The sequence below is a fragment of the Paraburkholderia sp. EG286B genome (assembly GCF_040965655.1).
Lineage (GTDB): Bacteria > Pseudomonadota > Gammaproteobacteria > Burkholderiales > Burkholderiaceae > Paraburkholderia.
The window spans coordinates 54,884-75,583 of the sequence record NZ_JBFRCF010000018.1; the positions used below are offsets into that span (position 1 = coordinate 54,884).

At 65.7% G+C, this 20,700-nt stretch carries 19 protein-coding genes and 1 pseudogene; 8 read left to right on the plus strand and 12 right to left on the minus strand.

Annotated elements, in window-relative coordinates; genetic code table 11:
• Positions 1-33 precede the first annotated feature (33 nt).
• Both AB4Y42_RS31510 and AB4Y42_RS31515 read left to right on the plus strand, forming a co-directional pair.
• On the plus strand, positions 34-1,098 hold the full coding sequence (locus tag AB4Y42_RS31510; protein WP_368696358.1) for an aldo/keto reductase: 1,065 nt from the start codon (positions 34-36) through the stop codon (positions 1,096-1,098).
• Between the two features lie 18 nt (positions 1,099-1,116).
• A complete protein-coding gene (locus AB4Y42_RS31515) occupies positions 1,117-2,313 on the plus strand; it encodes an acyl-CoA dehydrogenase family protein (RefSeq protein WP_368696359.1) in 1,197 nt (398 codons plus the stop codon).
• Positions 2,314-2,370: 57 nt separating this feature from the next.
• On the opposite strand, the gene AB4Y42_RS31520 is transcribed toward AB4Y42_RS31515, so the two are convergent.
• A complete protein-coding gene (locus AB4Y42_RS31520) occupies positions 2,371-3,333 on the minus strand; it encodes a sulfonate ABC transporter substrate-binding protein (protein WP_368686869.1) in 963 nt (320 codons plus the stop codon).
• Positions 3,334-3,550: 217 nt separating this feature from the next.
• Between AB4Y42_RS31520 and AB4Y42_RS31525 the strand changes: the two are divergent.
• From AB4Y42_RS31525 to AB4Y42_RS31540, 4 genes and pseudogenes are all read left to right on the plus strand, one after another.
• Positions 3,551-4,156: pseudogene (locus AB4Y42_RS31525) on the plus strand (MetQ/NlpA family ABC transporter substrate-binding protein); the annotation flags it as partial.
• A gap of 62 nt (positions 4,157-4,218) precedes the next feature.
• Positions 4,219-5,448: a porin gene (locus AB4Y42_RS31530; RefSeq protein ID WP_368696360.1), complete on the plus strand. Its 1,230-nt coding sequence runs from the start codon at positions 4,219-4,221 to the stop codon at positions 5,446-5,448.
• Positions 5,449-5,589: 141 nt separating this feature from the next.
• Positions 5,590-6,765 (plus strand): fumarylacetoacetate hydrolase family protein, encoded by a 1,176-nt coding sequence (locus AB4Y42_RS31535; RefSeq protein ID WP_368686867.1) that lies wholly within the window; start codon positions 5,590-5,592, stop codon positions 6,763-6,765.
• A gap of 17 nt (positions 6,766-6,782) precedes the next feature.
• Complete coding sequence (locus AB4Y42_RS31540) at positions 6,783-8,228, plus strand: aldehyde dehydrogenase (NADP(+)) (protein ID WP_368686866.1); 1,446 nt, start codon at positions 6,783-6,785, stop codon at positions 8,226-8,228.
• Between the two features lie 89 nt (positions 8,229-8,317).
• Here AB4Y42_RS31540 and AB4Y42_RS31545 read toward each other — a convergent pair whose 3' ends face one another.
• The 11 genes from AB4Y42_RS31545 to AB4Y42_RS31595 all read right to left on the minus strand — a co-directional run bounded on the left by AB4Y42_RS31545 (position 8,318) and on the right by AB4Y42_RS31595 (position 19,154).
• The gene (locus AB4Y42_RS31545; protein ID WP_368696361.1) at positions 8,318-9,691 is read right to left on the minus strand and encodes an MFS transporter; all 1,374 of its coding nucleotides are present in this window, start codon (positions 9,689-9,691) and stop codon (positions 8,318-8,320) included.
• Between the two features lie 38 nt (positions 9,692-9,729).
• Entirely contained in the window at positions 9,730-11,190 is a 1,461-nt protein-coding gene (locus AB4Y42_RS31550; protein WP_368696362.1) for an NAD-dependent succinate-semialdehyde dehydrogenase, read from the minus strand.
• 79 nt (positions 11,191-11,269) lie between these two features.
• On the minus strand, positions 11,270-11,977 hold the full coding sequence (locus AB4Y42_RS31555; protein ID WP_368696363.1) for a GntR family transcriptional regulator: 708 nt from the start codon (positions 11,975-11,977) through the stop codon (positions 11,270-11,272).
• An 11-nt stretch (positions 11,978-11,988) separates the two neighbouring features.
• The gene (locus AB4Y42_RS31560; RefSeq protein WP_368686862.1) at positions 11,989-13,077 is read right to left on the minus strand and encodes an ABC transporter ATP-binding protein; all 1,089 of its coding nucleotides are present in this window, start codon (positions 13,075-13,077) and stop codon (positions 11,989-11,991) included.
• Between the two features lie 16 nt (positions 13,078-13,093).
• A complete protein-coding gene (locus tag AB4Y42_RS31565) occupies positions 13,094-13,888 on the minus strand; it encodes an ABC transporter permease (protein ID WP_368686861.1) in 795 nt (264 codons plus the stop codon).
• A 1-nt stretch (position 13,889) separates the two neighbouring features.
• Positions 13,890-14,774: an ABC transporter permease gene (locus AB4Y42_RS31570; protein WP_368696364.1), complete on the minus strand. Its 885-nt coding sequence runs from the start codon at positions 14,772-14,774 to the stop codon at positions 13,890-13,892.
• 40 nt (positions 14,775-14,814) lie between these two features.
• Positions 14,815-15,846, minus strand: a complete 1,032-nt coding sequence (locus AB4Y42_RS31575) for an ABC transporter substrate-binding protein (protein WP_368686859.1) — start codon at positions 15,844-15,846, stop codon at positions 14,815-14,817.
• 93 nt (positions 15,847-15,939) lie between these two features.
• The gene (locus tag AB4Y42_RS31580; protein WP_368686858.1) at positions 15,940-16,908 is read right to left on the minus strand and encodes a flavin reductase family protein; all 969 of its coding nucleotides are present in this window, start codon (positions 16,906-16,908) and stop codon (positions 15,940-15,942) included.
• The gene (locus AB4Y42_RS31585) at positions 16,901-17,791 is read right to left on the minus strand and encodes an alpha/beta fold hydrolase (protein WP_368696365.1); all 891 of its coding nucleotides are present in this window, start codon (positions 17,789-17,791) and stop codon (positions 16,901-16,903) included. Before AB4Y42_RS31585 ends, AB4Y42_RS31580 begins: the two co-directional genes overlap by 8 nt.
• Positions 17,792-18,037: 246 nt before the next feature.
• Positions 18,038-18,724 carry a GntR family transcriptional regulator gene (locus tag AB4Y42_RS31590; protein ID WP_254354726.1) on the minus strand — a complete coding sequence of 229 codons (687 nt, stop codon included), beginning with the start codon at positions 18,722-18,724 and terminating at the stop codon, positions 18,038-18,040.
• A gap of 139 nt (positions 18,725-18,863) precedes the next feature.
• A complete protein-coding gene (locus AB4Y42_RS31595) occupies positions 18,864-19,154 on the minus strand; it encodes a DUF1330 domain-containing protein (protein WP_368686856.1) in 291 nt (96 codons plus the stop codon).
• 156 nt (positions 19,155-19,310) lie between these two features.
• On the opposite strand from AB4Y42_RS31595, the gene AB4Y42_RS31600 reads away from it, so the two are divergent.
• The gene (locus AB4Y42_RS31600; RefSeq protein WP_368686855.1) at positions 19,311-19,913 is read left to right on the plus strand and encodes an amino acid synthesis family protein; all 603 of its coding nucleotides are present in this window, start codon (positions 19,311-19,313) and stop codon (positions 19,911-19,913) included.
• Positions 19,882-20,700, plus strand: a complete 819-nt coding sequence (locus AB4Y42_RS31605) for an alpha/beta fold hydrolase (protein WP_368696366.1) — start codon at positions 19,882-19,884, stop codon at positions 20,698-20,700. The genes AB4Y42_RS31600 and AB4Y42_RS31605 overlap by 32 nt, the downstream gene beginning before the upstream one ends.

A 20,700-nucleotide genomic window follows, 5' to 3' on the forward strand; every position in this document is an offset into this window, starting at 1 on the left:
CGTCGCACTGTTTGAATGACTCAAGGAACCTACATGGAATACCGGCAACTGGGCCACAGCGGCCTGAAAATCTCCACGCTGACGCTCGGCACGATGATGTTCGGCGGACAGACCGACGACGCCACGGCCGAACGCATCATCGGCGCCGCGCAGGAGCAAGGCGTGAATTCGATCGATACCGCCGACGTCTACCACCAGGGCGAATCGGAGCGCGTGGTGGTCCGGCATATCGCCCGCCAACGCGACCGCTGGGTGCTCGCCACGAAGTTTGGCAACCCCGTCGGCAACCCCGTTGGCAATCCGCGTGATATCAACGCGGCCGGCGCGTCGCGCAAGCACGTGATCCGCGCGGTCGAAGCGAGCCTCGCGCGGCTCGATACCGATTATCTGGACCTCGTGTATCTGCATCGCGAGGACCATCACACGCCAGTCGAGGAAACCGTGCGCGCGCTCGGCGATCTGATCACGGCCGGCAAGCTGCGGCACTACGGGCTCTCGAATCATCGCGCCTGGCGGATCGCCGAGTTCAGCCGCGTGGCCGATTTGCTGGGCGTGCCGCGGCCCGTTGCCAGCCAGCCGCTCTACAACCTTGCCAATCGCCAGGTCGAGGCAGAGCAGTTGAGCGCGGCGTGGCACTATGGCCTTGGCGTGATCTCGTACAGCCCGCTCGCGCGGGGCGTGCTGACCGGCAAATACGAGCCCGGTGCCCAGCCCGGCGCCGACACGCGCGCGGGGCGCCAGGACCGCCGCCTGAGCGAGACCGAATGGCGCGCGGAAACGATCGAGCTTGCGCGGCGCGTGGAGGCGCATGCAAAGGCGCGCAACCTCACCGCCGCGCAGTTCGCGCTGGCCTGGGTGCTCAATAGCCGCTATATCACTTCGGCGATCGCGGGGCCGCGCACCGAAGCGCAATGGCGCGACTATCTGCCCGCGCTGCAGTATCGCCTCGATGAGGATGACGAAGCATTCGTCGACTCGCTGGTAGCAAGCGGCCATCCTTCGACACCGGGGTTCAACGACCCCGGCCACCCGTTCTTCGGTCGTCTCGTGCGCCATGGCGCTACGCAAGACCCGCGTGCGCCGGCCGGCGAACGCTAATTAGCCAGGGAGTGCCCCGTGAACGCATTCACTCCGGACGCCGCGCTCGCGCGCGACGAGGACCAGGCCGCCGCGCTGATCGAGCGCGCGGCGCGGCTCGGCCGCGCGTTTGCCGCGCTCGCCGACGAGCATGATCGCAATGCCACTGCGCCGTTCGAGCAATTCCGCGCGTTGCGCGAAGCGGCCCTGCTGCGCGCGAATATTGCCCGCAGCGACGGCGGCTTCGGCGCGGGGCTCGCGGTGGCGCGCGCGATCGTCGCCGAGATCGCCTATGGCGATCCATCGGTCGCGCTCATTCTCTCGATGCACTACAGCCAGCACGCCATGATCGTGCACGACGCGCGCGAGCAAACGGGAAACTGGCCCGCAGCGCTCGCGCAGCGCCTCACGCGGGCGAGCGTGGAAGGCCGCGCGCTCGTCAACGCGGCCCAGGTCGAACCCGCGCTCGGTTCGCCCTCGCACGGCGGCCTGCCAGACACGCTCGCGCGCCGCGAAGGCGCCTCGTGGCGCATCACGGGACACAAACTCTATGTGACGGGCGCCCCCCTGCTCACGTGGATCAACGTGCTTGCCCGCATCGACGAACCCGAGCCGCGTCTCGGCCATTTTCTCGTGCCCCGCGAGGCGGCGGGCGTGCGCATCCTGGAGACGTGGGACCCACTCGGCATGCGCGCGAGCGCGAGCCACGATGTGGTGTTCACGGACGTGGCGATTTCCGCGGACGATGTGGTCGGCTTGAGGCCGGCCCATCTCGGCGTGCAGCGCGATCCGCACGCCACGGCGTGGTACTTCAGTCTGGTCGGAACGGTCTACGACGGCGCGGCGCGGGCGGCGCGCGACTGGCTGCTCGCCTTCCTCAGCGAGCGCAAGCCCGCTGCGCTAGGCGGTGCGGCGCTCGCCACCGTTCCGATCGTGCAGGAAAGCGTGGGACGCATCGAGATGCTGCTGGCGAGCAACGACTGGCTGTTGCGCACCCACGCCGACGCGATCGACTCAGGCACGGCGCCTGCCGAGCTGTCTGCCGTCGTCAAGCACAACGTGGTGGACAATGCGATACAGGCCGTGGATATCGCGCTCGAACTCGCGGGCAATCACGGGATTGCGCGGCACAACCCTCTCGAGCGCCATCACCGCAACGTGCAGTGCGCGCGCATTCACGCGCCGTCCAACAGCTTGCTGCGCACCATGGCGGCGCGCCGCGCGCTGGGCTTGTGAAGTGTGAGAAAACCCCGGCGCGCAGGAGCGGCCGGGGCTGATGAAAAAGTCGTCGCGCTAAACGATTCCCGGCGCGGCCGCTTCGAGCACGTTCACGCGCTTCGGAATCAGCTTGAGGTCGAAAAAGGTATTGGCGATCTGCTGCTGCTCGGCGAGGATGGCCTTCGTGATCGGCCCGGTGCCGAATTGCACGCGCCCGATCACCTCGCTGACCACGTCGTTCGGCAAGCCCCACACCTGCGCGAGCTGGGCGGCGAGCGCGGCCCGGTTGGCCTGCCCCCACTGATCGATCTGGCTCAATTCGTCGATGAGGATCTTGATGACATCCGGGTTTTGTTTCGCGTAGCTGAGCGACGAAAAATAGTAGGCGCGGTTGCCGACCACGCCGCTCGCATCGGCGAGAATGCGCGCATCGAGGGTCTTCTGCGCGGCGGCGAGAAACGGATCCCAGATCACCCACGCATCGATGGCGCCGCGCTCGAACGCCGCTCGTGCGTCCGCGGGCGCGAGGAACACGACTTTCACGTCGCCATACTGAAGGTTGTGCGCCTGCAGCAGCTTGACGAGGAAATAGTGGACGTTGCTGCCGCGATTGAGCGCGATGGTCTTGCCCTTGAGATCCGCCACGCTGCGAATGGCCGAAGCGTGCGGCACGAGCACCGCTTCCGCTTGCGGCCGCGGCACCGTGGCCGCGACATAAGCGAGCGGCGCACCGGCCGCCTGGGCGAAGATGGGGGGCGCCTCGCCCACGTCGCCAAAGTCGATCGAGCCTACGTTGAGGGCTTCGAGTTGCACCGGGCCTGCAGCGAACTCTGTCCACGTGACCGCGACACCAAGGGGAGCCAGCCGCTTCTCCAGCGTTCCACGCCCTTTCAGCAGACTTAGATAACCCTTCTGATTCCCTACGCGCAGCGTACGCGATGCACTGGCCGCGCGCGCGGGTAACGCGCCGAGCACCGGCAAGGCGGCGAGCGCAGCGGCTCCGGCAGAGATTCGAATGAAGTTGCGGCGTGTGTTCATGCGTGGCAGCCTCGGCAATCTATTAGAAAGAAGTCGATGTTATAAGCCGCGCGGCGGCGTGAAAACCATCAAATCCTGCGCTTCTAATTCCCGCCAAAGATAACCGCGCCGCTTCGTAATCCATGCGGGCAGCCGATATGTAAATCTCGATTAAATATTGGCCGCCCGCGAAAGGCCCAACCATAATCGGCCTTTCCAAAACACGAAGACATTCATCATGCGATATCGATTAGTTATCCAGATATTATTTTCAACTATCGCGCTGTTCGCGCTGCAGTCGCCGGCTGTCTATGCTGCCGACAACGCCGCGCACGTGTTGCGAGTCGGCTTTGTGCCCGGACCATACGCCGACGAATTTCGCGAAGGCGTCGAGCCGCAGCTCAAGCGCAAGGGTTACACGGTCCAGTACGTGAACTTCAGCACTGGGCTTGAAGCGAACCAGGCCGTGTGGCACGGCGAAATTGCCGCCGACGTGATGCAGCACAGCGTCTATCTGAAGGCGTACAACGACCGGAACGGCACCGACCTTGCCGGTGTCGTGCAAGTGCCGACGCCCCCCATGGGCCTCTACTCGACCCGCCACCATTCGCTCTCCGAGGTGAAGGCCGGCGCAACGGTTGCTGTGCCAAACGACCCCGTCAACCTCGAACGCGCGCTCAAGATTCTTCAGGCGATCGGCTGGATCCGCATTCGCGAGAATCCCAATCCCGTGGATGTTTCGGAGCGTGATGTGGTCGCGAATCCCGCCGGCATTCGCATCGTCCCGCTCGAAACCGCACAGGCGCCGCGTGCGCTCGAAGACGTCGATTTCGCGGCCATCCGCATTAACGCGTTCGATGTTTCCGATGCCTTAGCCTCGACCACGGCTTGACCACGCCCACCACCATGAAAAGAACACTTCTCGCGCTCACTACCATCACACTGTCGCCCGTCGCCGCCTATGCCCAAAGCAGCGTCACGCTCTACGGGATCGTCACGGGCAACGTGACCTACACGAACAACGTGCAGACGGCGGCAACGCCTGCCGGCGGCAAGCCCACCGGCGGCGGCCAGGTCGCCCAGTTCGACAGCGGCACCTCGGGCCCGAGTTCGAGCCGCTGGGGGCTGAAAGGCACCGAGGATCTGGGCGGCAGCGTGAAGACGCTGTTCGTGCTCGAAAGCGGCTTCAGCGTCAGCAACGGCACCCTCGGCCAGGGCGGCACCCTGTTCGGCCGTCAGGCGTGGATCGGGGTCGCCGCGCCCAACTACGGCACCGCATCGCTCGGACGCCAGTCCGACGCCGCGGTGGATTATGTGTCGCCGCTGCTCTACGCCTGGTATTTCGGCAACCTCGCGATCCATCCGGCCGACTATGACAACCTGAATTTCACGCACCGCATCAACAACGCGATCAAGTACAGTTCGGACTCCTTTGGGGGATTCCGGTTCGGCGCGCTCTACAGCCTGGGCGGGATAGCCGGCAACTTCACGCAGAACCAGTACTGGTCCGCGGGCTTCAGCTATACCGGGCCGAGCGTTGCGGTCGCGGCGTCGATCATCAACGCGCGCAATCCGAACACTTCGCTCTATGGCACGAACGCGAATGCGAGCGCGACCGGCAACAATCTCGGCTCCGCCGGGTCCGCCACGACGCCGGCATCGAACCCGTCGATCTCGGGATTCGCGTCCGCCCGCACGCAGCAGACGGTCGCCGTGGCCTCGACCTGGACGATCGGCTCGGCCATTCTGGGCCTCGCCTGGTCCAACACGCAATACCGCGATCTCGGCGCCACCGCCGCGCTGAACACGCAGAACTATCACGGCACGGTCTCGTTCAATACGCTGGGGGCGAGCGTGCGCTACCAGGTCACGCCGTTCCTGCGCGTCGGCACCTCGTTCGATTACACGAACGGCGGCAACCTGAACGGAACGGGCGGCGCGCGCTACGAGCAGTGGAATCTGGGCGCAGGCTACTCGCTTTCGAAAGCCACCGAACTGTATGCAACGGCTGCGTACCAGCATGCAAGCGGCGTCGACTCGTGGGGCCGCCAGGCGGTCGCGGACATCGGCTATCTCTCGCCCTCGACGACCTCGAATCAGGTTGCGGTGTCGGCCGGCATCAAGCACCTGTTCTAACCCGCATTCCGGGCCGCCGCCGGATCAATTCGACCGGGGCGGGCCATCGTCCAGCCAGTTGGACAAAGAGGCGTTCCTTTGGACGCGCACGCGCATCCGCCCTACGATGCGTGTCGCCACGCTCAATCCGGAACGCCCGCCATGTCCTCAACATCCGCTTATCTCCCGCACGATCTCGATAACGCGCTGCTCGTCGGCCGCGTCTGGCGGCCCACCCCGGAGGGCGACGGACCCTGCGTGGTCGTCGTGCGCGGCGGCATGGTCTTCGATATTTCGGAGGTGGCGCCCACCACGGCCGACTTGTTCGAATACGACGATCTGCTCGATGTCGTGCGCCATACGCCAGGCGAGCCGCTCGGCACGGCCGAGGCGCTGCTCGAACACAGCTTCGCGGGCGATCGCCCCGCGGATCGCCCCTGGCTGCTCGCGCCCTGTGACCTGCAGGCGATCAAGGCGTGTGGCGTGACGTTCGCCGTGAGTCTTCTGGAACGCGTGATCGAAGAACAGGCCGGCGGCGATCCCGCCAAAGCGCAGGACGTGCGCACCGAAATCACGAAGCTGATCGGCGCCGATCTTTCGAAAATCAAGCCGGGGTCCGAGGCTGCGATCAAACTGAAGGAAGAACTTCAGCGCCGTGGTGCGTGGTCGCAATACATGGAAGTCGGCATCGGTCCGGACGCCGAGGTGTTCTCGAAGTCCCAGCCGATGTCCTCGGTGGGCTTCGGCGCCGATATCGGCCTGCATCCCGCCTCGGCGTGGAATAACCCCGAGCCCGAGGTCGTGCTCGCGGTCAACAGCCGCGGCGAGGTGGTCGGGGCGACGCTCGGCAACGACGTCAATCTGCGCGATATCGAAGGACGCTCCGCGCTGCTGCTCGGCAAATGCAAGGACAACAACGGCTCGTGCGCGATCGGTCCGTTCATTCGTCTGTTCGACGAAGGCTTCACGCTCGATACGGTTCGCGCCACCAGCGTCTCGCTGCGCGTGGAAGGCACCGACGACGGCTTCCTGCTCGAGGGCGTGAGCCATATGCAGGAAATCAGCCGCGATCCGCTCGATCTCGTTTCGCAGGCATGGGGCCGCCACCATCAGTACCCGGACGGTTTCATGCTGTTCCTCGGCACCATGTTCTCGCCGATCAAGGACCGCGACGCGCCCGGCGGCGGCTTCACGCATCACCTCGGCGACCGCGTCACGATCAGCGCACCGCCGCTTGGCGCCATCGTCAACACCGTGCGCCTTTGCACCGAAATCGAACCGTGGACCTTCGGCGTGCGCGCCCTTTATACCAATCTCGCCGAGCGCGGTCTTTTTTAATCTGGAGTGAATTCGTAATGCAGACAGAAAACAACGCGCCGTTCGCGCGAATCGACGAAGCTGCCGCGCTCGCACATGAAGCCCAGGCCCTTTATGGCGCGGCTTCGCGTGCCGTGCGCAGCGCCCTGCTGCGCGGCCTCGCCGACGCGCTCGAGCGCGACGCCGCCCAACTCGTCGCCATCGCCGACGAAGAAACCTCGCTTGGCGCCGCACGCTTGAACGGCGAACTCGCACGCACCGCGTTTCAGTTGCGCGGCTTTGCCGAGCGTGTGGAAGCGGGCATCGCCAATCGCCACGTCGACGACGCGGCCGTGCCCGGCGCGCCGCCCGCGGGCCGTCCGCACCTCACACGCGTGCAACTGCCGCTCGGGCCGGTTGCCATGTTCTCGGCGAGCAATTTCCCGTTCGCGTTCTCGGTGCTCGGCGGCGATACGGCCTCGGCACTCGCTGCAGGCTGCACGGTGATCGTCAAGCCGCACTCGGGCCATCCCGAACTGTCGCGCCGCGTGCATGCGCTCGCCGCGAGCGTGCTGCGCGAGCAGGGCCTGCCCGAAGGCGTGATCGCGTTCGTCGATCAGGCGTCGCGCGAAGCGGCCGTCCATCTCGTCGGCCACGCCGATGTCGCGGCGGTGGCGTTCACGGGTTCGTATCAGGGCGGCGTGGCCCTGTGGCGCGCGGCCAATGCGCGTCGCCGGCCGATTCCGTTTTATGGCGAACTCGGCTCGATCAATCCGCTCGTCGTGCTGCCGCAAGCCCTTGCCGAAGGCGTCGACACGCCTGCCGCCACCCTCGCCGCCTCGATCACGATGGGCTGCGGGCAGTTCTGCACGAGCCCGGGGTTGATCGTCGTGCGCGATGACGAAAATGGCGAGCGCTTCGCAGAGGCGCTGGCGCAAGCGTTGTCCGCACAAAAGCCGCATGCCATGCTCACGTCCGCCATGCGCCACGGTTTTGAAAGCGCCGCCGCGCATATCGCGAGCCAGGCGCGCGTGCGCGTGCGTCTCGCCGCGCCGGCACACGACGAAGGAGCCGCAGCGCCGGCGCCGCGTCTGTTCGAAACCGACGCGCAGACGTTCGTCGCCAACGCGGCGCTGCACGAAGAAATGTTCGGCCCGGCCGCGCTGATCGTGAAGGTGCGTGACGAAGCGCAGACGCTCGACGTGCTCGCCGCGGTGGAAGGTTCGCTCACGGTGACGCTGTGGGGCGCGCAGGCCGATACGCCGGAAAATCGCGCACTCGCAACGGCCGCACAACGTATCGCGGGTCGCGTGCTGTTTGGCAGCGTGCCGACGGGCGTTGCCGTGTGCGATGCGCAGCAGCACGGCGGCCCGTGGCCCGCTTCGACGCAGCCGCAAACCACCTCGGTCGGTTATGCCGCGATCGAGCGCTTCCTGCGTCCCGTTGCGTTGCAGGATGCGCCGCAGTGGGCGATTGACGCGACGAGCGGCACGGCATCGGCATAAGGCAAGGCGCAACGCGCACGATTGAAGCGGTAAAAAAAGCGGAGACCGGATATTGAACCCGGTCTCCGCTTTTTGCTTTCGGCATTGGGTTACTCGCTGCCTGCAGCGTGCCTGGGAACGGCGAGCACAGCAAGCGCGGCTGCGAGGCCCGCGACCGCAAATGCGTAGAAATTCCACGGCAGCGGTGCGCCCGCTTGTGCCAGCGCGCCGCCGATCAACGGCCCGGCGATGGCGCCGAAGCGCCCGATGCCTAGCGCCCAGCCAATGCCCGTCGCCCGGTTGCGGGGCGGATAGTAGCGCGTGATATACGCGCCAAGCAGCATCGTGTTGCCGATCGTGCCCACCCCGGCAATGCCCACGAGCACATAGGTTTGCAGCGTGCCATGGGCGAACGGCAGCGCACACAGGCTGGCTGCCGCAAGCAGGTAAAGGACGCTGACCACGGCTTTCGAACCCAGGCGGTCGGCTACCGCGCCGCCAAGCAGCGAGCCCAATGCCGCCGTTGAATTGAGCGTGACCAGCAATGTGAGGCTCGATCCGAGCGGGAAGCCGGCCTTGCGCATCAGTTGCGGCAGCCAGGTGCTCAGGCCGTAGAGCAGGAGCAAGCCCATGAACATCGCGATCCAGAACGCCAGGGTGGCGCGCACGTTGGATGCGTCGAACAGCGCGCAAATCGGCGCGGCTTTCCCGGCATTTGCAGCGTGCACGGCCCTCGCACCCGCTTCGTTCTCGAGCGCCGAATGTCGAATGCCGAGCGCTCGCGCGACGCTGCGCGCCTCCTCCAAGCGGTTCCTCGCCAGCAGGAACTCCAGCGACTCCGGCAAATGGCGCGCCGCGAGCACCACGAGGATGAGCGGCGCAGCGCCTACGCCGAACAGCAATCGCCAGCCGTGCGTGGGCAACCAGTGCATCGCGAGCAGCGCGACCAGAATGCCGCCCAGCGAATATCCCGTGTAAATCAAGGCGTAGTTGAAAGAACGGCGGCCCGGCGGCGAGTATTCGACTGTGAGCGCCGCGGCGGTCGGCACGACGCCGCCGAGCCCGAGTCCGCCCACGATCCGCGCGACGACGAACCAGGCCGGCGTGGGCGCGACTGCGGCGGCCGCCATCATCACGGAAAAGAGCGCCGCGCTGCCGAGCAGCATGCGACGCCGGCCGATCATGTCGCTGAGCGTGCCCGCGCCCATTGCGCCGATCATCATGCCCGCCAGCGAGCAGCTTGCGATCGCGCCCAGCTGCAGCGCCGACAAGGACCAGTCGGTGCCATGCGTGAGCATGGGCAGCACGGCCCCGTAAATGGCGACGTCATAGCCTTCGGCAAGGATCATCGCGAGGCAGATCGCGACGACCCGCACCGTCACGCGAGTGGGTATCGCAACGGTCGCGGTATCGAGGCGGTGCCCCGCTTCGCTTTGCGTGCGATCCAGCGTGACCTCGGCGCTGCTCGATGACGGCGTATTCATGGCGGCGTGTCCCCTCTTTTATTGTGTGAATCCGGCGATCAAACGGCCATGCACAGGTACTTGATGACGAGATAGTCATCGATGCCGTAGTGCGACCCTTCGCGGCCCAGACCCGATTGCTTCACGCCGCCAAACGGCGCCACCTCGTTCGAGATCAAGCCGGTATTGATGCCCACCATGCCGTATTCGAGCTGCTCGGCCACGCGCCAGATGCGGCCGATATCGCGACTGTAGAAGTAGGCGGCGAGTCCGAACTCCGTGTCGTTGGCGAGCTTCACCACTTCTTCGTCGCTCGAGAAGCGGAACAGCGGCGCGAGCGGGCCGAACGTCTCTTCTCTCGCCACATCCATTTGCGCGGTGACGCCGGTCAGCACCGTGGGCTCGAAAAAGCCGTGACCGAGCGCGTGGCGCTTGCCGCCCGTGGCGAGCGTTGCGCCTTTGCCCACTGCATCGGCGATATGCGCCTCGACCTTCCTGACCGCCGCCTCGTTGATCAGCGGTCCAAGCGTGACGCCGCCCTCCGTGCCGTGCCCGACCTTTAGCCCTTTCACGGCCGTCGCCAGCTTCGCGGCGAACGCGTCGTAAACCCGCTCATGTACGTAGAAACGATTCGTGCAGACGCACGTTTGCCCGTTGTTGCGATACTTCGAGGCGATGGCGCCTTCCACCGCCGCATCGAGATCGGCGTCGTCGAACACGATGAACGGCGCGTTGCCGCCGAGTTCGAGCGTCACCTTCTTCACCGTTGGCGCGCTTTGCGCCATCAGCAATCGCCCCACCCCCGTCGAACCGGTAAACGAGAGCTTGCGAACCACCGGACTGCCGGTCATCGCGCCGCCAATCGCCTTGGGGTCACCGGTGACGATGTTGAGCACGCCCTTGGGCACGCCGGCGCGCTCCGCCAGCACCGCGAGTGCGAGTGCGGAAAACGGCGTGGCTTCCGCAGGCTTCACGACGATTGGGCAGCCCGCCGCGAGCGCCGGGCCCACCTTGCGGGTAATCATGGCCGTGGGGAAATTCCACGGCGTGATGGCGGCGCAAACGCCGATCGGCTCCTTGATGACCACGAGCCGCTTGTCCGAAGCGGGCGTCGCGAGCGTGTCGCCCGCCACGCGCTTGCCTTCCTCGGCGAACCATTCGATGAACGACGCGCCATAGGCGATCTCGCCTTTCGCTTCCGCGAGCGGCTTGCCCTGCTCCGCGGTCAGGATCAACGCGAGATCGTCGGCGTGCTCGATCATCAGGTCGTACCAGCGGCGCATGACCGCCGCCCGCTCCTTGGCGGTGCGTGCTCGCCATGCCGGCCACGCGGCATTGGCCGCCTCGATGGCCCGCGTCGTTTCGGCTTCTCCCATCAAAGGCACGCTGCCGAGGGCAGCGCCCGTCGCCGGGTCGAACACGTCGAAGCTCGCGCCCGAGTCGGCGGGGCACCATTGCCCATCGATATAAGCTTGATGGCGCAACAGCGCCGCGTCCTTCAACAGGGTCTTCAAATCCACGTGATTTTCCTTCGATGCAAGAACAAAGTTGGTGGCGCGCTCCAGAGCGCGCGCCAATAATCAGTACAGCCAGGCTGCGTTATCCCGCCTGACGCCACGACGCGTGCTCGTGCCCTTCCGCCAGCAGCTTGCGCGCGATCTCGGCCACTCTGTCCACGTGCGCAATCGCGGCCTCGCGTGCGCCGGCCGCGTTGCCGGCTTGAATGGCGCTCAGGATGTGGTGCATTTCATCGACGGCCTGGCGGCCGCGGTCGTCGGAAGCGATCGTCAGGGCTCGCAAGCGGTTGATGCGCGCCGTCAACGACTGCACGATCTCCCAGGCCACGCGCTTTTGACCGGCAATGAACACGCGCTCGTAGAAGGCCGTGGTGAGCGCCCTCACGGCCGGATGGTCCTGCGCTTCGAAGGCGGCCTGGATCCGGTCGATGAAGCCGGCGAGATCCGCGACGATGCGCTCGTCGGCATGCTGTGCGCACGCCATGGCGGCTTCGCCTTCGAGCAGCGCGCGTATTTCGTAGATCTCCGCCGCCGTCTCGAAGTCGAGCACGGCGACGATCGGCCCCTGGTTCGGAATCGAGTCGACCAGACCCTCCGTTTCCAGATGCCGCAATACCTCCCGCACCACGGTGCGGCTCACGCCGAGAATCTCGCAGAGCGAGCGCTCGACCAGCCGCTCGCCCGGATGAAAATGCGCCTCCAGAATGGCCGTGCGCATTTTTTCGAGCGCGAGTTCCCGCAAGGTTGCCGTAGGGCGTTCGACCCGCAGCGATGGCAGTGCGTCACTCATGGCAGCCGCCGTCAGGCTTGCGCGAACAGGCGCACATCGCGCGCGTCCCAGTCGACGAGCGCCTGCGTGCCGATCATGATGCCGCCGTCGTGGCGATGCGCCGCCGGCATGCGGATCGAAATCTCCTGCTGCCAGGGCGTCGCCACCGCGTAGTGCATCGCGTCGCCGAGATAGGTGACGTCGCGCACGGTCACGGGCAAGCCGGTCGTACCGTTCGCGCCTTGCAGCGAGCTGATGCGCATCTGCTCCGGGCGGATCATCACCGTGCCGTCGTCGCCGGCGGCGAGTGACGGATTGAAGGCGTCCGAGGCGATTTCATGGCCATTCGGGAACACGCCGTTCATACGGCCTTCGCTGCTCTTCGTCACCTTCACAGGCAGGAAATTCGAATTGCCGATGAAGCTCGCGACAAAGCGCGAAGCCGGGTTCGCGTAAAGCTCCTCGCCCGTGCCGACCTGCTCGATGCGGCCTTTGTTGAATACGGCGATGCGGTCGGAAAGGCGCAGCGCTTCCTCCTGGTCGTGTGTGACGTAGAGGATCGTCACGCCCGTTTCCTGGTGAATGCGGCGCAATTCGAGCTGGATTTCCTCGCGCAGCTTCTTGTCGAGTGCGGAGAGCGGTTCGTCCATCAGCAGCACGGGCGGATCGTAGGCCAGCGCGCGCGCAATCGCCACGCGTTGCTGCTGGCCGCCCGAGAGCTGTGCGGGCATGCGGTCGCGGCACTCGGACAGATGCACGAGCTTGAGCATCTTCTCCACTTTCGCCTTGACTTCGGCTTCGGGGCGGCGGCGCACGCGCAGCGGAAACGCCACGTTCTCGCCCACCGTGAGATGCGGAAACAGCGTATAGCGCTGAAACACCATGCCGATGTTGCGCTTGTTGGGCGCCACCGCCAGCAGCGGCTTGCCGTCGAGCAGCACGCGCCCTTCCGTGGGCTCCTGGAAGCCCGCGACGATATAGAGCGTCGTGCTCTTGCCCGACCCCGACGGTCCAAGGAACGTCATGAATTCGCCCTTGCGCACATCGAGCGACACCTGGTCGATGGCGACGACGTCGTCGTAGGTCTTGCGCAGGCGCTGGATTTGCAGGAATGCAGTCATGGCTTGTTTACCTCGGTTAGCGGCCGCGGCGCACGAGAGCGCCCGCCAGCATCAATAACGTTGTCAACGCGACGAGCAGCGAAGACGCCGCGGCAACGACAGGCGTGAGGTCCTGGCGCAGCGTGGCCCAGATCCGCACGGGCAGCGTCTGCAGCGTCGGGCTCGACATGAAGATGGACACGACCACCTCGTCCCACGAAGCGAGGAACGAAAAGATCGCCGCGGCGTAGAGCCCGAGCCGGATGGCCGGCAGCGTCACTTTCAGCTTCACCATGAACGGCGAGGCGCCGCAAATGAGCGCTGCATCTTCCAGCGACGTGTCGAAGCTCGCGAGCGAATTGCTGATCGAGATGATCGAGAACGGCAACGCGATGATCAGGTGGCCGATCACGAAGCCCGTCATCGTGCCGTTCATGCCGATGCGCAGAAAGAACGCATAGAGCGCGACGGCGAGCACCACGACCGGCAGCACCATCGGCGTGATGAAGAACGCCTGCACTGCGCCGCGCCCGCGAAACTTGCCGCGTACGAGCGCAAGCGAAGCGAGAAAGCCGATGGCGACGGAGAGCACTGTGACGATCACGGCGAGCTTCGCGCTCGTGATCAGCGAGTCGATCCAGCCCGCATCGGTGAAGAGTTGCCGGTACCACTCGAGCGTCCAGCCCGGCGCCGGAAAGATGAGCCACTGCGAGTCGCCGAAAGAAAGCGCGACGATAAAGACGATGGGCAGCAGGAGAAAGAGCGCGACGGCCCCGCCCACGGCCAGCAACATCCAGCGCAGCGCGCCCAGGCGATCGAAATCGAGCAACATGTCAGCGCCCTCCGAGGCTTGCGCGCGCATGGCGCGTGAAGCGCAGTTGCAGCGCATAGAGCGAAAGCGTCACGGCGAGCAGCACGAATGCGGCGGCGCCGGCGAGGCCCCAGTTCAAGAGTTCCTGCACGAGCTGCGCAATGAGTTCCGCGAGCATCATGTACGAGGGGCCGCCCAGCAGCGCGGGCGTGACGAAGTAGCCCAGCGCCATCACGAACACCATGAGCGCGCCCGAGGCCACGCCCGGCATGGCGAGCGGCACGAGAATGCGCCAGAAGGCCTGCCAGCGGCTCGCACCGCACACGGCGGCGGCGCGCAGCGTCGACGGGTCGATGCTGCGCAGCGTGGCGTGCAGCGGCATCACGAGAAACGGCAGCATGATGTAAGTCATGCCGATCGTCACGCCCGTGAGATTGTTGACGAGCGAGAGCGGCTCGTGGATCACGCCGATCGCCATCAGCATGCGGTTGATCGGTCCCGTTTCCTGCAGCAGCACCATCCACGCGAAGGTCCGTGCGAGCAGATTGGTCCACATCGACAGCAGCAGGATCGCGAAGAACACGGCGCTGACCTTGCGCGGCGCGATGGCGAGCAGCCACGCCATCGGGAAGCCCACGAGCAGCGTGACGAGCGTCACGACCGTCGCCACGAGGAACGTATTGCCGAACACGCGCAAATACGTGGTCGAGCCGAGCAGCTGCTGGTAGTTGTGCAGACCCGGCGTCGGCTCCAGCACGCTGCGCAGCAGCAGCGAGAGCACCGGCAGCAGGAAGAAGATCACGAGCAGCAGCATGGCGGGCGTCAGCAGCCGCATGCTGCGCCAGTCGCGCCGTTTGCGCGTGGCCGTCGCGACCGGGTGCGCGACGGTACTCAATACGTTGGGCATGATGTTTCCTTTTGAACCGGTTCGCGACCTCGGGACTCGCTTACTTCGATTGCCACGCGTACCAGCGCTTCGCAATCGCATCGCGGTTCTCGGCCCAGTACTTCATGTCGAGATTGATCTGCGATGCCTTGTATTGATCGGGCAGCGTCTTCGCCATGGCCGGCGACATCAGCGCGGCCGACTTCACGTTGATCGGCGCGTAACCCGTATCGGCCGCGAATTTGGCCTGCGCCTGCGGGCTCGTCGCCGCGGCGAGATACTTCATCGCCGCGTCGCGGTGCTTGGCGCCCTTCGGGATCACGAGCATGTCGGCGGCGGTGAGGTTCTGGTTCCACGAAATGCCGACGGGCACGCCGGTTTGCGCGAGCGCGTGCAGGCGGCCGTTCCAGAACATGCCGATCGGCGCCTCGCCCGAAGCGAGCAGCTGCTGCGACTGCGCACCGCCGCTCCACCACACGATGTCGCTCTTGATCGTGTCGAGCTTCTTGAACGCGCGATCGAGGTCGAGCGGATAGAGCTTGTTCGGCGGCACGCCGTCGGCGAGCAGCGCGATTTCGAGCACGCCCGGCGCCGACCACTTGTAGAACGTGCGCTTGCCGGGGAAGCGCTTGGTGTCGAACAGGTCAGCCCACGTTTGCGGCTGTGCGCCCGTGTATTTCGCCTTGTTGTAGCCGAGCACGAACGAGTAGTAGAAGCTGCCCACCGCGGCTTGCGACGCGAAGCGCGGGTCCAGCTCGTCCTTCTTCACCACCGAATAGTCGATCGGCTCGATCAGGCCGGCCTTCTGCGCGGCATAGGCGAAGTCGCCTTCCACGTCCACGACGTCCCAGCTCACGTTGCCGCTGTCGACCATCGCCTTGAGCTTGCCGTAGTCGGTCGGGCCGTCCATCAGCACGGTGATGCCGCTTGCCTGCGTGAACGGCTGCGCCCAATCCTTCTGTTGCGACGATTGCGTGGTACCGCCCCAGCTCGTGAAGACGATGGGGTCCGCGGCCAGTGCCGGCGCGGCTGCGAGTGTCGCTGCGCAGGCTACGAACATCGGCGCGATAAACGAGGTGCTTCTGCTGCTCATGGCTGTCTCCGGAATACGGTTGGTTGTCGCTTCGTCAGGCCGGCTGCGGGAAAACGCACCGGCTTCTTCATGGTTGTGTTCTGTGTCTTGCCATCAATGCGCGAGGGCGAGCGGCTGTACGGTGCCGGCTTCGCTGTCGCCGACGTAAATGCCGAATGCGTCCTGCTTGCGTTCGCGCACATAGCGTTCGAGCATCGAGCGCACGGCGTCATCGCTCACTTCGTCCCAGGGGATCTGCGAGAGCGGCACGATGCGGATGCTGCTGTCGAGCCAGGGCGAGCCGTTGTGAATCACGCGGCCGCGGTAATAGATGTGCTCGCCCGGCCCTTTGCCGCTGCCGTCTTCGAACACGGCGAAGAGAAAGTCGAGATGCGCGCGCAGGCCGAGCTTCGCGAGCACGCCGCGCAGGCTCGCCGCGTCGCTGGCCGGTTCGAGCCTGACGCCCGTTGGCAACGCCACGCCATTCGGCGTGTCGATCAGCACGAGGCCGTCGCGATGCTCGAGAATCGCGCCCACTTTCGCGCGCACGCCGGCTGCGGCCAGCGCATCCTGCGAGAGGCTGAAGTTCACGTACGCGCCGCGGCAGTAGCCAAGCGGCGTCGAGCTCGTTTGCACGAAGTCCACCACGCGGCCGATCAGGATGATGTGGTCGCCCGCGTCCACGACTTCATGCGTCGTGCAGTCGAAGCTCGCCGCCGCGCCGTCCATCACGGGCGCACCGGTTCTGCGTGTGCTCCAGGGCACCTGCGCGAACTTGTCGGCGGCCTTCGAGGCGAACACGCCCGACACCTGCTGCTGGTCTTCGGCGAGCACGCTCACGGCGAAGCGGCGCGTTTGCGAGAACACGGCATAGCTCGACGCCGTCTTCGCGATGCACACCAGAATGAGCGGCGGGTCGAGCGATACCGAGGTGAACGAGTTGGCCGTGAAGCCGCGCGGCGAGCCGTCGGGCTGGATCGTCGTGACGACGGTCACGCCCGTCACGAACGCGCCCAGCGCGCGGCGAAATTCGGCGCTATCGAAAGCCGGTTGCGCGGGATGGGCAGTCATCAGCTCAGCCATGGCGTTCTCCTGTGTTTGCTGCGGTATTGGCTACCTGCGTCGCCGATGCCTCGGCGAGGAACGCGAGCAGGCTTGCGTTGACGCGTTCCGGGTCGGTCATGTTCATCATGTGGCGCGCGTTCGCAATGACTTCCGCACGCGCGCGGGGCGCGACTGCCGCCATCGCGTGCGACATCTGCCCGCTCGAATTCGGATCGCACTCGCCGGTGAGGAACAGCGCGGGTACCGCGAGACTCGCGAGACGCCCCACGTGCGCGTCGTCCGAAGAGGCGAAAAGGCGGTAGGTGCGCGCGTAGCCCACGGGATCGACGGCAAGCAGCAGCGCCCGCACCGCCTGCGCCGCCTGGGTCAGATGCCCCGGAATCGGGTCGCCGAACCAGCGCGAGAGCGTCGCGTCCACGCCGCTCGCGGCAGGCGCGTCGCCAAGACTGGCCGCGCGCGTCATCACCGCTTCGCGCTGCGCCGGCGTGCGGTCGTACACCGCGTTCAGCGCAATCACGCTCAACGTGCGCGGCGCATTGAGCAGCGCGAATTCGAGCGCCACGAGCGCGCCCATCGAATGGCCCACCACGTGCGCGCGCTCGATCTGGATGGCGTCGAGCAGCGCTTCGAGCTGCGCGGCGTATTCGTCGAGCGTGGGCTGCGCGCTCGGCAGCGCGCTCTCGCCGTGACCCAGCATGTCGTAGGCGACGACGCGAAACGATTCGGACAACGCATCGATCTGCGGCGCCCACACGCTCTGGTTCATGCCCACGCCATGGATCAGCACCACGGTTTCGCACGCGGCGCCCGATTGCGGCGCGTACACGCTGTAGCACGTGCCCGCGGTTCGACCGCGCTGGGCGCGCGAGACGGCATGTTCGGAGGCGAAAGCTGGCTTCATGGAATTCAGGCTCCATCCGGCGACTCGGGCGGTACGGAAAGCCGCCGGAGATCGCGTTCGATGAGATTATGGTATTCCATCTTATGGCCCACAACAAACTATTGCGTATTATGGAATACCATGAGATCACGTACGGGCGCGCTGGCACGTTTTGGGCCGCGCCTGATCCACCTGAATTGAGCAGACAAAAGAAAAGGCCGCCGGCGTATGCCGGCGGCCTTTCAGCCTGGCGAGCTAGCTAAAGCCTCAGGCATCGCCGAGCCCCTCGTTCTGCTGGGCGAGCGCCGAGAGCGCCAGTTCGGAAACCCGCTTGATATGCGCGAACGACGCCGCGGAGGCCGCTTCGCCGTCGCGCCGCTCGATGGCGTCGAGCAGCAGGTTCATCTCGCGATTGGAGTCGCCGCCGCGCCCCGGCATCGCGATGGTCAACGCGCGCAAGCGGTTGATGCGCGCGTTGAGCGTCTTGACGACCGTGAGCGACACCTGCTTGTTGGCGGCTTCGAACAGCGTTTCATAGAAGCGCTCGGTGTGCTCCACCACGCGCGGCAGGTCGCGCTTTTCGAACGCGTCCTCGATGATCGCGCGGACCGCGCGCAGCTGCTGCACGACTTCGGGCGTGGCGTTCTCGGCGCAGGCCCGGGCGGCGTTGGCTTCGAGCAGCCCGCGCAACTCGTAGATCTCGCCCACTTGCGCGGGATCGAGGCGCGCCACGATCGGCCCCTGGCGCGCGACGATCTCGACCAGCCCCTCGGTCTCGAGATGCCGGAGCACCTCGCGCACCACCGTGCGGCTCACGCCAAGCTCGTCGCACAGCGTGCGTTCGACGAGCCGCGTGCCCGGCCGGAAATACCCCTGGACTATCGCGCCGCGCAGTTTGTCGAGCGTGAGCTCACGCAGGGTCTTGGCATTGCGATCGATTTTGAGGTCTTGCATAGGCGGCAACAGGAGAAGGACGAAAGTCCACGCACGAAGGCAAGGACATGGAATGCCATATTATGACGCAACTGACGTCCAGCTTTCCTTCTGCCTGCGCTTTTGCCCCCCGCTTTTTGCGCCGGCCGCACCGGCCTGGTCAGCCCTCCAGCCCCTCGACGATCGCGATCTGCGCCACGCAATGGCCATCGCGCTTCGCCTTGGCCGCCTGATATTCCGGCGAGTGATAGCAGTCGAGCGCCGTTTGCATGTCGGGGAACTGGATCACGACGTGCCGCGCGAACGACTCGCCTTCCAGCACTTGCGCCGCGCCGCCGCGCGCGAGGAAGACGGCGCCGAACTTCTTGAACGCCAGCGGGGCGATGTCCGTGTAGTCCTTGTACTTGGCGGGGTCCAGCACGGTCACATGTGCAATCCAGTAAGCAGTCATCTCTCCTCCTCGTTTTCCATCGTCGGATTCATATCGAACAAGCGGCAATCCCTTGGCAGACGGGGCTCGCCGCATACCATCGGGTTAACACCAATGGCATGCCGTAACATGGTATACCAAAATGCTTCACACAATCAACGTACGAAGGAAGTTGCCATGAGCCTGATTCGCAAATCCATCCTCCATGTCGAGAACGTCTTCGTAGACGGCGACAAGGCCGCTGCGAAGCCGCTGAAGATGATCGGCGCGGTCGCGGTGATCAAGAACCCGTGGGCGGGCCGCGGTTACGTGGAAGACCTCTCGCCCGAGATTCGCGCAATCGCGCCGCAACTGAGCGAGCACCTCACGAAGCTCATCATCGACGAAGCCGGTTCGGGCGAAGCGGTCGAAGCGTTCGGCAAGAGCGCCATCGTCGGTCTTGCGGGCGAACTGGAGCATGCGTCCGCGCTCATCCACACGCTGCACTTCGGCAATATCTATCGCTCGGCAGTGGGCGCGAAGTCGTATCTCGCGTTCAACAACACGCGTGGCCCGGCCAATGCACCGCTGCTCATCCCGATGATGGACAAGAACGACGAAGGCCGCCGCTCGCACTACCTCACGCTGCAGTTCTCGATTGCCGACGCGCCGGCCGCCGACGAACTCGTGGTCGCCATCGGCGCCGCAACGGGTGGCCGTCCGCATCACCGCATTGGCGACCGCTACCAAGACCTCGCAGAGCTCGGAAATGACGTCAAGAACCCTGCAGCTGTCAAATAAGCGCGTCGCGCACTATCTGGAGCAAGGCGCGGGCGAACCGCTCGTCCTGATTCACGGCGTGGGCATGCAGGCGAGCGCGTGGTATCCACAGATCGAAGGCCTCTCGGCCGAATTCCGCGTGATCTCGGTCGACATGCCGGGCCACGGTCGAAGCGATGCGCTCGAAGCGGGCGCCGGCCTACCGCAGTTCGTTGAGTGGGCAACGCGTTTCATCGAGGCGCTCGATGCGGGCCCCGTCAATCTGGCGGGACACTCGATGGGGTCGCTGATCGCGGCGGGCGTCGCGGTCACGCGCCCCGATCTGGTCAGGCGTGTGGCAGTCCTGAACGGTGTGTACCGGCGCACCGAGCAGGCACGCGAGGCCGTGCTGCAGCGTGCCGCCGAGCTGCGCTCGGGCACCATCGACGTGGATACGCCGCTGCGGCGCTGGTTCAACGCCGAGGAAGCGCAGCAAGTGGCGGCGCAAAAGGTCGAGTCGTGGCTGAAGTCGGTGAACCTCGCGGGCTACGCCACGGCCTATACGGCGTTTGCGGGCGGCGACGACGTGTATGCCGACGGCTGGCAGACGATTCGCTGCCCTGCCCTCGTCCTGACCGGCTCCGACGATCCGAACTCGACGCCGGAGATGGCGAGACAAATGGCGCAAGCCGCGCACAACGGCACGGCCGTGGTGATCGAAAACGAACGCCACATGGTGAACCTGACCGCGCCTGACGAAGTCAACCGCGCGCTGCGGGCCTGGTTGCAAACGGAGCCGCAGGCGGAAAACCACGAAGTGGAAGTGTGA